The 15,609-nt window shown below is 41.5% G+C and carries 15 protein-coding genes, 2 pseudogenes and 1 riboswitch; of the genes and pseudogenes, 8 read left to right on the forward strand and 9 right to left on the reverse strand.

What is annotated here, in order from left to right:
- Positions 1-1,104: 1,104 nt before the first annotated feature.
- The 3 genes from J2736_RS33275 to J2736_RS33285 form a co-directional block, all read right to left on the reverse strand.
- Positions 1,105-1,314, reverse strand: a complete 210-nt coding sequence (locus J2736_RS33275; protein ID WP_310502816.1) for a GNAT family N-acetyltransferase — start codon at positions 1,312-1,314, stop codon at positions 1,105-1,107.
- 119 nt (positions 1,315-1,433) lie between these two features.
- A complete protein-coding gene (locus J2736_RS33280; RefSeq protein WP_310502817.1) occupies positions 1,434-2,132 on the reverse strand; it encodes a hypothetical protein in 699 nt (232 codons plus the stop codon).
- Positions 2,133-2,632: 500 nt separating this feature from the next.
- A complete protein-coding gene (locus tag J2736_RS33285) occupies positions 2,633-3,034 on the reverse strand; it encodes a DUF3888 domain-containing protein (RefSeq protein ID WP_310502818.1) in 402 nt (133 codons plus the stop codon).
- A 287-nt stretch (positions 3,035-3,321) separates the two neighbouring features.
- On the opposite strand from J2736_RS33285, the gene J2736_RS33290 reads away from it, so the two are divergent.
- Positions 3,322-3,462, forward strand: a complete 141-nt coding sequence (locus J2736_RS33290; RefSeq protein WP_310502819.1) for a hypothetical protein — start codon at positions 3,322-3,324, stop codon at positions 3,460-3,462.
- Positions 3,463-3,481: 19 nt separating this feature from the next.
- Here the strand turns inward: J2736_RS33290 and J2736_RS33295 are convergent.
- Both J2736_RS33295 and sigK (J2736_RS33300) read right to left on the reverse strand, forming a co-directional pair.
- Positions 3,482-4,162, reverse strand: a pseudogene (locus tag J2736_RS33295) (ABC transporter ATP-binding protein).
- Between the two features lie 76 nt (positions 4,163-4,238).
- Positions 4,239-4,760: pseudogene (gene sigK / locus J2736_RS33300) on the reverse strand (RNA polymerase sporulation sigma factor SigK); the annotation flags it as partial.
- A gap of 326 nt (positions 4,761-5,086) precedes the next feature.
- Between sigK (J2736_RS33300) and J2736_RS33305 the strand changes: the two are divergent.
- From J2736_RS33305 to J2736_RS33325, 5 genes are all read left to right on the forward strand, one after another.
- Positions 5,087-6,625: a spore germination protein gene (locus tag J2736_RS33305; RefSeq protein ID WP_310502820.1), complete on the forward strand. Its 1,539-nt coding sequence runs from the start codon at positions 5,087-5,089 to the stop codon at positions 6,623-6,625.
- Between the two features lie 33 nt (positions 6,626-6,658).
- Entirely contained in the window at positions 6,659-7,549 is an 891-nt protein-coding gene (locus J2736_RS33310; RefSeq protein ID WP_310502821.1) for a GerAB/ArcD/ProY family transporter, read from the forward strand.
- Positions 7,550-7,758: 209 nt separating this feature from the next.
- A complete protein-coding gene (locus J2736_RS33315; RefSeq protein WP_310502822.1) occupies positions 7,759-8,952 on the forward strand; it encodes a Ger(x)C family spore germination protein in 1,194 nt (397 codons plus the stop codon).
- Entirely contained in the window at positions 8,952-9,194 is a 243-nt protein-coding gene (locus J2736_RS33320) for a hypothetical protein (protein WP_310502823.1), read from the forward strand. Before J2736_RS33315 ends, J2736_RS33320 begins: the two co-directional genes overlap by 1 nt.
- Before the next feature lie 81 nt (positions 9,195-9,275).
- Positions 9,276-10,055: an alpha/beta fold hydrolase gene (locus tag J2736_RS33325; RefSeq protein WP_310502824.1), complete on the forward strand. Its 780-nt coding sequence runs from the start codon at positions 9,276-9,278 to the stop codon at positions 10,053-10,055.
- Positions 10,056-10,227: 172 nt separating this feature from the next.
- Here the strand turns inward: J2736_RS33325 and J2736_RS33330 are convergent, their stop codons facing one another.
- The 4 genes from J2736_RS33330 to J2736_RS33345 all read right to left on the reverse strand — a co-directional run bounded on the left by J2736_RS33330 (position 10,228) and on the right by J2736_RS33345 (position 13,284).
- Positions 10,228-10,899, reverse strand: coding sequence for an ABC transporter ATP-binding protein (locus J2736_RS33330; protein ID WP_310502825.1), 672 nt, complete (start codon positions 10,897-10,899; stop codon positions 10,228-10,230).
- 62 nt (positions 10,900-10,961) lie between these two features.
- Positions 10,962-11,663, reverse strand: coding sequence for an RNA polymerase sporulation sigma factor SigK (sigK, locus tag J2736_RS33335; RefSeq protein ID WP_310502826.1), 702 nt, complete (start codon positions 11,661-11,663; stop codon positions 10,962-10,964).
- A 420-nt stretch (positions 11,664-12,083) separates the two neighbouring features.
- Positions 12,084-12,257, reverse strand: coding sequence for a hypothetical protein (locus J2736_RS33340; RefSeq protein ID WP_310502827.1), 174 nt, complete (start codon positions 12,255-12,257; stop codon positions 12,084-12,086).
- Between the two features lie 13 nt (positions 12,258-12,270).
- Entirely contained in the window at positions 12,271-13,284 is a 1,014-nt protein-coding gene (locus J2736_RS33345; protein WP_310502828.1) for a hypothetical protein, read from the reverse strand.
- Between the two features lie 182 nt (positions 13,285-13,466).
- A riboswitch (purine riboswitch) is annotated at positions 13,467-13,565 on the forward strand.
- A gap of 61 nt (positions 13,566-13,626) precedes the next feature.
- On the opposite strand from J2736_RS33345, the gene J2736_RS33350 reads away from it, so the two are divergent.
- Complete coding sequence (locus J2736_RS33350) at positions 13,627-15,051, forward strand: NAD(P)/FAD-dependent oxidoreductase (protein WP_310502829.1); 1,425 nt, start codon at positions 13,627-13,629, stop codon at positions 15,049-15,051.
- 188 nt (positions 15,052-15,239) lie between these two features.
- On the forward strand, positions 15,240-15,581 hold the full coding sequence (locus tag J2736_RS33355; protein WP_310502830.1) for a LytTR family transcriptional regulator DNA-binding domain-containing protein: 342 nt from the start codon (positions 15,240-15,242) through the stop codon (positions 15,579-15,581).
- The last annotated feature ends 28 nt before the right edge of the window (positions 15,582-15,609 follow it).

Here is a 15,609-nt window from a genome sequence, read left to right on the forward strand (position 1 = left end):
ATAAAAAAAATGTGGGATTCGGCTACACCCGGATCCCACTGAAAAAAAGGTTATGAAAAAAAGTTTTCGCATTAATAATATATAATTTAATATAGTATTTGTCAATATAGTTTTAGTATAAACTATATCACTTCTATTTTCTTTATTCCAATCATCATCTGGGATCGTCGGTGCTCTTTCATAGTACTATAAAAAAAATGTGGGATTCGGCTACACCCGGATCCCACTGAAAAAAAGGTTATGAAAAAAAGTTTTCGCATTAATAATATATAATTTAATATAGTATTTGTCAATATAGTTTTACAATAAACTATATTACTTCTATTTTCTTTATTTCATTCATTCATCTGGGTTCCTCTGTGTTCTTTCATAGTACATATAAAAAAAATGTGGGATTCGGCTACACCCGGATCCCACTGAAAAAAAGGTTATGAAAAAAAGTTTTCGCATTAATAATATATAATTTAATATAGTATTTGTCAATACAGTTTTATTATAAACTATATTACTTCTATTTTCTTTATTCCATTCATCATCTGGGTTCCTAGGTGCTCTTTATTGTACATATTCAAGAACTTGGGATTACCGTAGACTGGATAGATCCAGTAATAAATATAAGCAGTAGAACTTGTCAAAGCATATACTTCTGCTATCTTAATTTAATGAGGACCGTGATTGTTCCTAATGTCGACAAATAAAGATCGATTCTGTCATATTCGGAACAGCGTAGGATAACTTTTCACTTCAAAATATTCTTTCCTTTATTTTAACCATATATGTATAAAATTTCGCAATGGGCAAACAATATGACATGTATTAGCAGAGAACAGGAGGATTTGCTTTGTTAAAGGCTAACGAAATTAGTCTCATTATTGAACAAATCACGAAACGTCTGGGACAGGATATCGAAGCGTGGTATGAAGTTATCACGCGGCAGCTTCATTAAACGTGTCTAATGAGCAATATTGTCCTGTAAGTAAAAGAGTTATTAGCTTGAAACGTTCGAATAATTGAATCTATTCAACTAATCATTTATTATACTCTCATCCTGATGCCACCATAACATTGGGAAATCCTTATTTTTTACAAATCCTAACTTTGTTGCTAACTGAATAGATCGTTGATTACCAGTGTTGCTAGTCCTTGTTGTTGATAATCATCTGCAGTTACAATATCGATATCCGCATACCCTCCACCTACAAACATCGAATTGCAAGCACTCGCAAAATGATCATCCCTCATAATACAATAACCTAAACCTTGCTTAATAAAGTGCTCTGCCAATTGCCATAGCGATTCATAGGACGAGTCCATTTCACTCTGATATTGTTGAACAGCTTTATGTCTCCTCCCCTGCCATTATCTCCTTTAGACCCAAGAGCCGTCGGGCAAGCCGTGTGAAGATTGTGTTAAGCGAAGGCATCCTGAATTGCTTACAAAATAAATATCTCTTTAGGTCCCTCATATTCCAATATTCGCCCTCCATGCTTTATCAGTACACATTCAATTATGCTCTTAAGATTTATAAGATCAGGTTGAAATTTATATAGTTCTAATAGTAATTTCATATCCTTATCTTGTTCTGACACCCATTTCTCAAGATTTGACGGTTTTACGAGCCAGATTCTATTTAATGCACAATACCCTTCAAGCACTTTTATAATTGACCAGCCACCCCAAATAATATTATTTGTCTCAGAATCCATCCGTCCTTCAATATCTAAAAGTAATTCTGTTAGCTCGATTCTCCAATTATTCTTCTGTATAGGAGTCAACTGTTCTGGACCTTTGTTATATCTACTTATTGCTAGTTCAATTAGTTCTGAGATTTCAGAACTAATTGAGTAAACTATCGCCCCCGAAGCGAAAGCATGCATAATATTAGCACTTTCATATATCAACTTTTTCCAAAGTTTTAGCGGGTAATAATATGCTTCAATTAATACATTATTATAGTATTTCTTAAAATTCCACCCTATATCTTCAGCTACAATAACATAAAAATCTAAGTCTGAAGTTTCATTTTCTTGGCCCCGTTGAGCTGAACCGAAGAATAAAATACCTTGCACATTACCATCTAGTTTTGCTTCGTCGACAAACATATGGAATGCTTCTTCATATCTAGTATTCATAATAGATCACCTTCTTGGATGATTTCGCCTAAACGTCTTTACTGCGAACTTCGTATATTCGCAATGACTTAAGTTATTCGCGAATAGATTAAGCTATCCTCCCGTTACTTTAACAAAAAAAGAAGCAGCTGCCGGCCCGCGGCATTCTGCTTCCATATTTGAACTATCGTTCTCTCGTTAGATTAATCACTCTCTAAACAACTGATGTCCTCCACTTTATTTAATTACGATTGATTGTCATACTTCCCAGTTAGTTCAGAGGATTTATATATATATTGCTCTCTTATTTCCTTGTCGCTTTCCATGCATCCCAAATCAAAATGATACTAAAGTAGACCATTAACAAAAAACCAATAATAGATAATGCCGAGGTAAAAAAACTTGTCACGTAACCTCTAAAGCTGCCTAACACTGACCGTTACTTCAAAAGACAAAGGCAACTGATCGTTCGCCAGCTGCCTTTACTTGTTTGAACTATACTACTATAGTTCCTCGTTAACTCAACGAAGAATGTGCTGCCAGTTTGGAAGCGACTCGTAGTCCCTTATGTGTTTGTATTCTTGAATCATTACAACTCCCGTATTATCAACACGAAACTTCATCGAGTCCATTCCTACATCTAAATGAGGTCCCACATACGGAATCACAGTAACTTTAACATCAATATGTGAAGGATAATATTGAACGTTTAACTCAGTCCCTCCTAGAAAAGGCGAAAACTTAGGGGACACAGTTAGTTTATCTTTATAATATCGATTAATTTGTTCCTGTATACTTGGAGTTAACAAAGTAAGCACAAGCTGTTCTAATGGTACACCCTGTGGTTTAGCGTAAACTGGCTGTGTAAACACAGAGAAAATGAAAACCGCTAGCAGTAACCCGAAATAGCTTTTAACATTCACAACAAATCACCCCATTGAAGTAATTTCCGTTAAGTGAATTGGGTTTATTCATGCAATTAATAAAATTCATGATCCATTAATGTAATCTGCCAGTTAGTTATTAGCTATTAACGGCATATCTAACGAACTTTATTCTACTAATACAACTCTATCGCCTGTTCGAGGAGACGATCAATAACTATCCGTACAATAACATAAGTTTTAAGCACTGGTGATGCGCGCACTGATAGCGCTTTCAATATCTTCAATATAAATCAAAGTAAAAGAAGTAAGAGGATGAGATATTTATGAGGAAAATGTTGGTTTTTGGTTTAGGCACTTTTGCTGCTGCACTTGCAATTTCAGTTACAGCAGTAGATGAGGCAAAAGCCGAGCCCCTGCAGGTTACAACTTGGTATAGCAGGATGAATTTAACGGAACAAGCGTGACTGGCATCTTTTTTTTGTTTTAATGAGCTAATTTGCAGCTAATTTTGCCATTCCGAAACCTAACAACCCGCTTCACCTGCTGCGCAACCTGATGGTCATGAGTAATCACAATAATCGTCCGTCCTTGGTCATTCAACCTTGCGAAAATATCCATGATCTCCGCGCCTGTCTTCGAATCCAGTGCTCCCGTCGGCTCATCCGCCAGAATAATCGGCGGATCGCCAGCTAACGTTCGTGCAATCGCAACGCGTTGCTGCTGTCCGTCGGACAGTTCCGATGGCATATGCTTTCAGCGATCCAACAAATCCACGGCTTCCAACGCCTTCATGACGAGCGACTCCCTGGCCTTCCGTGTCATCCCACGATAGATCAGCGGCAACTCTACATTCTCATAGGCGCTCAATCTCGGCAGCAAATTAAAGCTCTGCAACACAAATCCTATCTCCCGATTACGTATCTCTGCCAGCTGCGAATCCCTCATCTGGTTGATCTGCTTGCCATTAAGAACGTATGTTCCAGTGCCCGATACTTCCAAGCACCCAATGATATTCATCAGTGTGGACTTGCCCGAGCCTGACGGCCCGATAATCGCGACAAATTCCCCTTGCTTAATCTCCAGGGAAACATCGTCCAGCGCTCGGATTGTTTCTCCGCCCATCACATATTGCTTACAGACATGTTCAATCTGGATTAAGCTCATACCATTCGCCTCCATTTCACGGATACAAGATCCTAAACAATGAAGAATGCGAGTCCATCCTTATGCCTTAATGCTTTTACCGCTTCGCCTTATAAAACTCATGATACAACTTCATGAGCGCCCGCTTTTCGATCCGCGACACATACGACCGCGAAATCCCCAGCTCCTTCGCAATCTCCCGCTGCGTCCGCTCCTCGCCGCCCAGCTCCAACCCGAACCTTCCGACTACGACTTCCTTCTCACGGTCGTCCAATATCTCCAGATTCCGATAGATTTTGCTCTTCTCGATTTTCAACTGCACCGCATCCACCACATCGTCCGCTTCGCTGCCTAGGATGTCGATCAACGTAATTTCATTCCCCTCTTTATCCGTCCCGATCGGATCATGCAAGGATACATCTTTTCGCGTTTTCTTCAAGGAGCGCAGGTGCATCAAGATCTCGTTCTCGATACAACGAGCCGCAAAAGTCGCCAGCTTTGTCCCTTTGTTCGGGGAGAAAGACTCAATTGCTTTGATCAATCCGATCGTCCCAATGGAGATTAAATCCTCGAGATCTTCCCCTGTGTTATCGAATTTTTTGAGGATATGAACACGAAGCAACGTAAAACAAGCGCTCACCCTGATTGCAACGCCATTGGATTAGTTCAGTTTCATTTGCACGCAAGATTCAACGCACTCACAAAGAATTGCCGGCTTTACCGTTTACTTACTGCGAACCCCCACACTTTGCTACTCATTTATTCATGCCATTCAATGCAGTATAGGAAATTCAAATGCCGGAGTGTATCCGTAAGCGGTTCCGTCTTGGTACCGGTTCAGTGTCCCTTCTTTACCAGTTGCATAAAAAGGAATAATTTAGGAAAAATTAGTCACATTATCAAAACTACATTCATTTATAACATGTGGCTAAAGGGAGCCTTGAAATGAAATTTCAAAAGCATAGATCTAGCGGGACTGCATCGGAGCCAGTAAATAGTGATTATAAAATACCGTTAGACCCTAGTATCTTGAGAAATGAGCAAATGCTAAAAAATATCTTTCAGGACTGTTCCGATGTCGTGATCCAATCCCCTGCAATGCCTTTGCAGATCGAAATGCTCGCGCTTTACATCACTGGACTATCCGATACGAGTCACTTGGAAGACCTGATTCTCAAGCAGTTTATGAGCTTTTCTCGTGACCAGCAAAAGTCAGATGGCATGGAACAAGTCATACAAACCAACTTTATCCCCATTAGCAGGACGAAGAAGGTATCAATCCTTAGCGATGTCATAGACAGTGTTTTGCAAGGCGATGTCGTTTTTCTTTTTGACGAAATGGCATATGGTATTGCCGTATGCGTGCAAGCATCCGAAAGAAGAGGGATCGAGGAACCTCAATCTGAGCCAGTTATTCGCGGACCTTGCGAGGGTTTCGTGGAAAGTCTGCAAACAAACACAGGTTTATTACGAGTAAGACTTCGGAGCGCCGATTTAAAAATGGAATCCCTATCAATTGGCTCACTCTCGCATACGAATGTCGTAATCGTGTACTTAAAAGGAATTGCAGAGGAAGAATTACTCCATGACGTTCGTAACCCGATACGTAACATTCAGATCGACGGGGTACTGGAATCCGGATATATTGAAGAATTTATTACTGATAGCCCTTACTCGCCATTTCCGCAAATTCAGAACACCGAAAGGCCTGATGTGATTATTGGTAGTCTTCTTGAAGGTAAAATAGCCATTTTAACCGACGGCACGCCTATCGCTTTGGTGGTACCGATGACCTTTTGGGCCGGATTGCAGGCAAGCGAAGATTATTATGAGCGTTCGATAGCTGCAACGCCGCTTCGTTGGCTTCGCATCTTATTTACGGCCGTTTCATTATTTCTACCTTCCTTGTATGTATCGTTAGTCAGTTATGACCATCCCATTCTACCAACAAGTCTCCTTTTAAGCATTGCTTCATCGCAACGAATGTCTCCATTCCCTGCGATTATTGAAACGATTCTAATGGAAATAACATTCGAAGCTTTACGCGAGGCCGGATTACGGCTTCCCAAAGGTGTTGGTTCTGCTGTTACCATCGTCGGTGGTATCGTCATCGGACAAGCCGCTGTTCAGGCTGGCTTTATATCGGCTCCAGTTGTCATCGTAGTGGCAACGACCGGTATCGCATCGTACATTATTCCACGTTATAATTTCGGACTAGCCTTCCGTCTGCTACGATTCCCATTGCTATTACTGGCCGGTTTTATGGGATTTTACGGATTAATGATCGGTATTATCGCAATTCTCATCCATTTGGCAGCATTGCGTTCCTTTGGCGTACCCTATCTTTATCCAGTTGCGCCTCTGTCTTTGGATGGACTCAAGGATGTGTTTGTACGTAAACCGTGGTTCAGTATAAACTTACGAGCGAAGCCGACTCCTGAAAATAAAAGATCTAGGATTCCGCCAGAAAAACAACCTGATTAGAGTAGGCATGAGGATTAGGATGCGGAGGAACATATGTTTAAAACGGAAAAACTTACCCAGTGGCAATTTGTTATTATTATTTGTGTTTCGGTTCTAGGTACGGAGGTTTTCAACATTGCAGCCTTCCCTGCCCACTATGCAAAGCAAGATGCATGGATATCCATTTTGTTAGCTCCGATCACAAGCATTTGGTGCGTATTGGTTTCTACTACGCTAGCCTCTCGGTACCCCAATATGACAATTATTGAGTACAGCAGAAGCATTTTAGGAAGGTGGATAAGTCTCCTCGTTAAAGCCTACTATTTCTGCTTCCTCTTTGTGTATACGACTGTAATTTCTAAAGTGATTACCGATCTGGTCGCAGTGATATCACATCAATTTACTCCTCATGTCGTACTCTTATTTATGCTGTTTATCGTCTGTGGTATTGCGGCTTGGTGCGGGATAGGCGTCATCGGTCGAAGCGGTGAAATTATTTTTCCAATCATCATCTTTATTGCTTTCTTAATATTTGTCATTTCCATGCGGGATTGGAATGTTACGTATCTTAAACCTGTCGCAGAAAGTGGACTTCTCTCGATCATACGAGGAGCTTCTGTCCCCAGTGGATGGCTAGGCGAGACGATTCTTATTGCGTTCTTAATCCCTTTTATGAATAAGCCGAGTCATGCTCGAAAGGCATCCCTCTATTCAACCGTGATCATCACGATCTTCATGCTTAAAACCGTACTGATATGTACCCTTATTGAAGGACCGCTGGTATCAAAATTTCCATTCCCCTATGGCGCATTAATTCGCTACATCAGTTTAGGAGATGTGTTAGAACGACTCGATCCTGTTTTTTTTTCCAATTTGGATTTCAGTAGGTTTTCTAAAGTTGGCCACATTCCTCTTTGTTTTTTGTCTCTGTGTCAGTCGGATTAGCAAAGTTAAGAATCAGAGGACAATTACACTGCCTGTGGTTCTAATGGTATTTATCAGTTCGATATGGATCCTGAAAAAAGCCCCAGGGATGGATTTAACTTTGCAGTTCTACTCGTATTCCTTCCCTATAGCGAGTTTCATCGCGGCTAATCTCATTCCTACTTTGCTCTTATGCATCGATACACTCCATTCCAAACGGAGGGTTCTCCATGAGACTTAGAAACACCCTCGTCGCATCGGTTATCGCGAGTTTGGTTGTGATTACCGGATGCTGGGATCGAAAAGAAGTGAAAGATCTTGCGATCGTTACTGCAAGTGGGCTAGATTACAATGAAGATGGTTCATTGACGCAAAGCATTCAGATTGCCATTCCAACGCCTTTGCAATCGAGCGGAAGCAGCGGTGACCCAAAGTCTTTTTTTGTCATCTCTGCAAAAGGGAAAACGCTTGCCGATACTCGCCAGAAATTGCAGCAAAAAATCCATCTAAAGCTTTATTATTCACATCGGAGAGTTATTATCATTGGGGAGGAAATGGCGCGACACGGATTGGATCAAGTATTTGATAGCTTTGAGCGTGAAATGGACATGAGGATGAGGAACACGGTGTTCGTGACCAAAGGAGAAACGGCCAATAAACTTCTCAATTATCCAGTAGCACTCGAATCGATTCCTGCAGATCAATTTCAAGACATGCACAATCAACCATCCGGCAGGGCAACAACCGTCATGAACTTTAATGCAACAGCTTCTACGGAGGGAATTGAACCCGTTATGGGGGCTTTCGAGGTTATTCATAACCAAGCGTCCACTGGGTCATCACCCCCATCCTCGACGGAACCGCATATTAAGTTATATGGGGTTGGCATATTTAAAAATTTGAAGTTAGTTGGTTTTTTTAACGATGAAGAAACGCGTGCTTTGAACTGGGTCACAACAAACATGTCGAATTCATTTATCACCGTATACGTTCCTCAAGGAGAGGGAAATGTTAGCGTAGAAGTCCTGTCTTCCATACACAAGCTCAAACCCGAAATTAAAGGAAATACAATAACTATGCACGTGTCAATTGAAAGTAATTGCGAACTCATCGAGAATGGGACCAAGCTTGATTTTAGCCAACCTAATCATATAGAGCTTTTAAATACGCTTCTCTCCTCGCAGCTCATAGAAACCATTGAGAAAACCGTGAAAAAGAGCCAACAGCAATACAAGGCTGATATCTTCGGGTTTGGTCAAAACATCCATGTTACCCAACCTCAAGAGTGGAAACGTCTTTCATCTTCATGGACAACCGTGTTTCCCACAATTAACGTAACCATTCATCCCAAAATAACTGTCATCGGTACTGGCTATACAAAAATCCCGATATACCGAAATGAGAAAACAGGTGATGTTGAATAATGCAGATCATGAACGTGTTGTTGTTCTTAATCATCGTGGTTGTCGTGACGTACTATCAAGTCCGCAATCTTGTGCGAAATAAAGAAGTGAAGGAGGCCCGTATCTATATCACATTAATGACAATTGTAGTGCTCATTTATTCATTCGTGTTTTTAGTTAAGACATCCACGTTTAATCCAATGAGTCTCTTCTCCATCCCATTCGAAAAAATCGGAAAATATCTAATTGATGTACCTAATTAGACACCGAAATTAGGCATTCACCTTGCCCATGGCGAATATCTTAGTTGGGAAGTTATTTTCTAAAAAATTGAGGCGATACACTTGGGATACTTCGTTACTGTGGAACCGGGCGTGAAAGTATTTATTGAGGATATCAATCCAAAGGGAAATAAAACGATTCTTTTTATTCATGGATGGCCGCTAAACCATAACCAGTTCGAATATCAGTTCAATTTCCTTCCAAAGCTCGGATATCGTTGTATCGGAATGGACTGGAGAGGATACGGCAATTCGGATAAACCCTTCGACGGTTACGGTTTCGACAGATTAGCAGATGATATTCGTGTGGTTATCGAAACCTTACAGCTAAAAAACATAACACTGGCAGGTCACTCTACCGGAGGCGCGATCTCGATTCGTTATATGGCTCGTTACAAAGGATACGGCGTATCTAAACTCGTTCTGATTGACGCGGCTTCTCCAACAAGCGTTCCAAAAGAATTTACGGATAAAATTATCGAAGAAACAAATAATGACCGTCCTAAAATGCTGCAAAGCCAAACGGAGAATTTTTTCTTTCAGTACCTTTCTGAACCGAAATCCGAATGGTTCTTTCTAATGGGTTTACAGGCTGCGAATTGGTCGACTTCCGCCATTATGGTCACGCTAAGAGATGAGAATGTTTACAACGATCTTGGGCACATCCATGTACCCACATTAATTATTCATGGAATTCATGATAAAATCGTTCCGTTTACCCAAGCTCAGGAAACAAATAAACTCATTAACAATTCACAATTAGTTCCCTTCCAATACAGCGGCCATTGCCCTTTTTTGGAGGAGCGTGATAGATTCAACCAACTATTAGCTACTTTTGTATAACGACTTAGATTGGTCGCACCATTAATCCCCATAAAATAGTTCGATAATTCCTTGTTTGAGCAAACTGTCCAAATGTTTATGAGGCTGCCCGATCATTTTCGCGGCAGCCTCATTAATTAGTTTTTGAACTACTTTTCATCATTAGAGTATGAATTACTCTCTATTATTCCTATTAATGTACCAACCGCCCATCCCTAAACCTCACAATCCGTTTCGCCTGCTGCGCTATCGCATGATCATGCGTGATTACAATTATCGTCCTACCCTGATCATTCAACCTTTTGAAAATATCCATGATCTCAGTGCCAGTCTTTGAATCCAAAGCTCCAGTCGGTTCATCCGCCAGAATGATAGCCGGATCACTTGCTAAGGTACGTGCAATCGCAACGCGTTGCTGCTGCCCTCCGGATAGCTCCGAAGGAAAGTGCTTTCTACGATCGAGCAATTCCACTGCTTCAAGCGCTTGTAGAACCAACGGCTCACGCTGTTTTCTCGACAATCCCCGATAGATTAACGGCAGCTCCACATTTTCATATGCACTTAGTCTCGGCAGCAAGTTGAAGCTTTGGAATACAAAACCAATCTTCCGATTCCGAATCTCAGCCAATTGCGAATCCTTCAAGGAGTGAATCTGCTTCCCATCTAGGACATACTTCCCTTCGTCCGACACATCCAAACAACCGATGATGTTCATCAACGTCGACTTTCCGGATCCAGACGGACCCATAATAGCGACAAACTCGCCATGCGCGATGTCCAGCGTAATGTCATCTAGGGCGCGGATTGTCTCCCCACCCATATAATAAAATTTGCTAACATGCTCAATTTGAATTAGGGCTGTCATCCTCTTCGCCTCCATTATCTGAAGTCAAATAAATGAAGAATGCGATGCTCCAACCTAATGTCTTACCGCTTCGCCTTATAAAACTCATGATACAACTTCATGAGCGCCCGCTTTTCGATCCGCGACACATACGACCGCGAAATCCCCAGCTCCTTCGCAATCTCCCGCTGCGTCCGCTCCTCACCGCCAAGCTCGAGTCCGAACCGGCCTACGACAACTTCCTTCTCCCGATCATCCAATATCTCCAAATTCCGATATATCTTCGACTTCTCAATCTTCAACTGCACCGCATCCACCACATCGTCCGCTTCGCTGCCGAGGATGTCGATCAACGTAATTTCATTCCCCTCTTTATCCGTTCCGATAGGGTCATGCAAGGACACATCTTTCCTCGTCTTTTTCAACGAACGCAGGTGCATCAGAATTTCATTCTCAATACAACGTGCCGCAAAAGTCGCCAGCTTCGTGCCCTTATTTGGAGAGAACGATTCGATCGCTTTAATTAATCCGATCGTCCCAATAGAGATCAAATCCTCCAAATCTTCCCCGGTATTGTCGAATTTTTTAACTATATGGGCAACTAACCTCAAATTGTGCTCAATCAGTTTGTTCCTAGAATGATCATTGCCTTCTGCCATAAGCCTCAGATGTAATTCTTCTTCTGCCTCGGTAAGTGGTTGCGGAAACGCATTGTTCTTGACGTAGGACACAAGTAATGTAAGCTGTTTTATCAACATGGCAATCGTACCAAATAATCCTGGCATTCCAGCTACCCCCTTGCGCGTATTGCGGAGCATATTGCCTTCGGTAGCCTCCGCTATTTAGAGTAGTATTAGTCTATGTAGGTGTAAGCCTAGATGTGCCTGTACGATTTTCTCTAGGCAAATTAACTAAAAACCTCCTCTTCTCGAGGAGGTTTTTTATCTTCGGTACACGCTTCATTTTTGTTCTAACTGTTTCCCCATTACGATGGAGAAATAAGGCGGACGTATGTCTTTCAATCTATGCCCCTTACTCATCTTAATGTTAATACCCTCTAACTTCCTTATGATCTCATCTCGTTGCATGTCTTCTTTCGTCTGAAAACACTCCTTCATTCATCGTGTTCTCATCTTTGACATTTAAGCTTTGCTCTATTCAAATAGAAAAGAGGGACCGCATGGCCCCCCTTCTACATCTATAACTTATACGATAACTTCGTCTCGTCTGTTACCAACAACAGAGAAGTACTCCGTTTCAGCATTTGGCGCTTTACGACCGATTTCAGCTTTAATCCCCAATTTACTGAGGCGCTCGATGATACTTTTTTGCTGCTGTTGGAACTGGGATTGCTGCTTCTGCTTATTCAGCTTAGTCATCAGCACTACCTCCTTACAATCTGTCGGTCTCACCATTATATAGCAATCCACGTAATCTTTCCATAAACATTTCATCTATTCTTCGAATAACCGGGTAATAGTCACGGTCAACTAAGATGTCTGGGTGCAGGGTAATCAGATACACCATATTATCCCCCCATAGATTGAGGTGCCGAGCCGAATACACGCGACCTTGTTTAAAGCCAATTGCTAGATGTTTGAAAATGAAAAAATCATCTTTTAATAGAATAGTCCTTAAGACCCCAGTCCGTTTATGCTCTTCCAAAGCAACGGTTTGTTCCGCGGTTAAGTAATTTTCATGAAGTCTTAAATCGTATCGTGTTTCAATCAGACCAAGGGCCAGTTCTACAAAGGCAAAAGTAAGGACATCATCGTCTGTAGGATTGGTTACTAAACGCAACTGCTCACCATGCTCCTGAATAAAATCCACAATGGGATTAAAGTCCCCTTCATTCAATCGGTCATACGCGCTCTGGAAGTGTGTAAACATTCTTTTATCCAGCAAATAATAGGCTTGGTCCATCGCATTTAAATCTATGCCTTCTTCGATGAATCCATTCTGATACTTAATTTTCACTCTTGTTTTATTACCCATATGTTTAATTTCGTAATTATAAACCTGAATGGCTTGAATATAGGGTTGATCGTTAACAAATGTTTGTATGGTATGTAATAATAGTTCACTTCGTCTATAAGCAGAATATTTTTTGTTAAGCTTAATGGCGATGCTCAATTCCTCTTTCATTTCTTCATCTTTCTGAGCTAACTCCTCATCCTTCTTGTTCACGATCCCCTTGCTGTAGTCATAAAATGCGACACAAAGATAGTACAAAATCAAAAAGGAGAAGATAATCGGCACTTTAAAATCCAATAGAGGCGCAATAAACTTTTCACCAGCTGTCTTTGCCTGTTCGGAGTAATTACTCCAAAGCCCTATAGCAAATAGCAATAAGGCCAACGAGGCAGGAGGAACAATGTATTTGAGAAGTATCCACCCAAATTTCAATTCAAAGTACCTCCCTCATGTGCAAAGAGTACGAAATTAAAAGAGATAACTACGTAATTATATTTTGAATCCACGCACGAGTCAAAGAAAACTTTGGAAACAAATCCCATTATAAATAACGAACATTATCCCATTGACACTGAATATCGTTCGTATTATGATAGTCAAGGCGATACCAATCAGCCACATAACTATGAAACGTTCGTATATCCTCGAGAATTGGCTTGGGGGTCTCTAGAGGAAGCCATAACTTCCTAGCTACGACGGGTGCTCTTTTTTGCATACCCGTGTGGCTAGGTTTTTTTGCGTCCAAATATGACTGTTCCCAAGGAGAGTACTGATATGAAAGCTTATGATTTTATCGTTGTTGGTGCAGGACCTGCCGGTATTTTTGCTTGTTATGAAATGACCTTACTTCATCCTAATGCGAACATTTTACTCGTTGACAAAGGCCACGATATTTATAAACGCAGTTGTCCGATTCTTGAAAATAAAATCAAACTTTGCCCTCCTCCAGCTGGTAAAAAGGACTTCTCCGGTTGTCTTCCTGCCTGTTCCATTACCTCTGGTTTTGGCGGAGCAGGCGCTTATAGCGATGGGAAATTTAACATTACAACCGAATTCGGTGGCTGGATGACCGATTATTTGGCTCCGAGTAAAGTCATGGAACTGATCCGCTATGTCGATCATATTAATCTTCAACATGGCGCAACGGAGAATATGACGGATCCTACTACTGAAGCTGTGAAAGACATTGAACAACGCTCCTATGCGGCTGGTCTAAAGCTGCTGCGGGCTCAAGTCCGCCATTTGGGCACCGAGCAAAACCTCATGATCCTCAAGTCCATCTATGAATATTTGAAAACACGCATCGACATGCAGTTCAAAACGGAAGTCGATGATATTCTCACAACGAAGCAAGAAGATAAGAATGTCGTTCAAGGTATTCGGTTGAAGGATGGCACCGAGCTCCACAGCAATTATGTGATGCTGGCTCCTGGCCGAGACGGTTCTGCCTGGTTAACCCAAGTTCTCAAGAAACGCCGACTTAAGATGTCCAACAATCAAGTCGATGTCGGTGTTCGTGTTGAAACATCGGATGTCGTCATGCGTGAAATCAATCAACATTTGTATGAAGGCAAATTTGTGTATAATACGTCAGTTGGAACACGTGTGAGAACGTTCTGCAGCAACCCATCCGGACACGTTGTTGTTGAGAATCACAGCGGCATTATGGCAGCTAATGGACATTCTTACAAGGATCCAGCACTTGGATCACAAAACACGAACTTTGCCCTGCTCGTATCTCACAAATTTACAGAGCCATTCGACAAGCCCAACGAGTACGCGAGAGAAATTTGTAAGCATGCGAATGACCTATCCAGCGGCGGAGTTATCGTTCAGAAGTTCGGAGATATTATGCGAGGACGCCGCTCTACAGCTGAACGCATACGCGAAGGCTTCTTAGAACCTACGTTATCTGAAGCAGTTCCTGGGGATCTGGGCCTCGTACTTCCCTACAACACGATGAAAAGCTTAATTGAAATGATTCACGCTCTTGAAAAGGTAACCCCAGGTATCGCATCCGAGCACACGTTATTCTATGGAGTTGAAGCGAAATTTTACTCCGCACGTCCTAAGCTGAGTGAGAGCTTCGAGACGGAAATTAAAGGCCTCTACTGTGGCGGCGATGGCGCAGGCATCACGAGGGGATTAGCACAAGCAGGTGCAGCTGGCGTATGGGTAGCTCGTAACATTCCGCTGTAAATTATTTCCGGGGAAATATTCGTTCAACCGTCAAAAAGCATCATAAAACCAGCATATTCGACCTTAAGAGGACGAAATATGTTGGTTTTTTTCAATACAAAAAGCCTTCCCATACCTCACAAATTATGGTAAGATAAAACCGTCTTAAGCAATGTAAGCGTTATCATTTTAAAAAGGGGGCAGATAAAATGAATGTGGCGCTCGAAGTAAAGAATACGTATGAGGATTTTATATTAGAAAAGGATATCATGTATTTCCGCGTTGGTGAACATGGCCTAGTCTCCTTTCATGGGAAGAACTACCATATCAAGAAGCGTTTGAATACAGAGCAAATCCAAGAGATGACCTCAGACAGCAGCTTTTTCAAAGTAAATACCGATTGTTATGTGAATACACGTAAAATCCAACATATTCAAGACGGTAAAGTATTTTTTGAAGTTCGAGGATCTGAATCCAAATACACGTCGGTTACTAAGCTTCGCCAATATCGTCTGAAAGAACTTGTCCTTCAACAAAAAGCCGAAGCCTAGGTTCATTCATATGGAAGCACAATAAAAA

This window comes from Paenibacillus qinlingensis (assembly GCF_031455095.1).
GTDB classification, from domain to species: domain Bacteria; phylum Bacillota; class Bacilli; order Paenibacillales; family NBRC-103111; genus Paenibacillus_E; species Paenibacillus_E qinlingensis_A.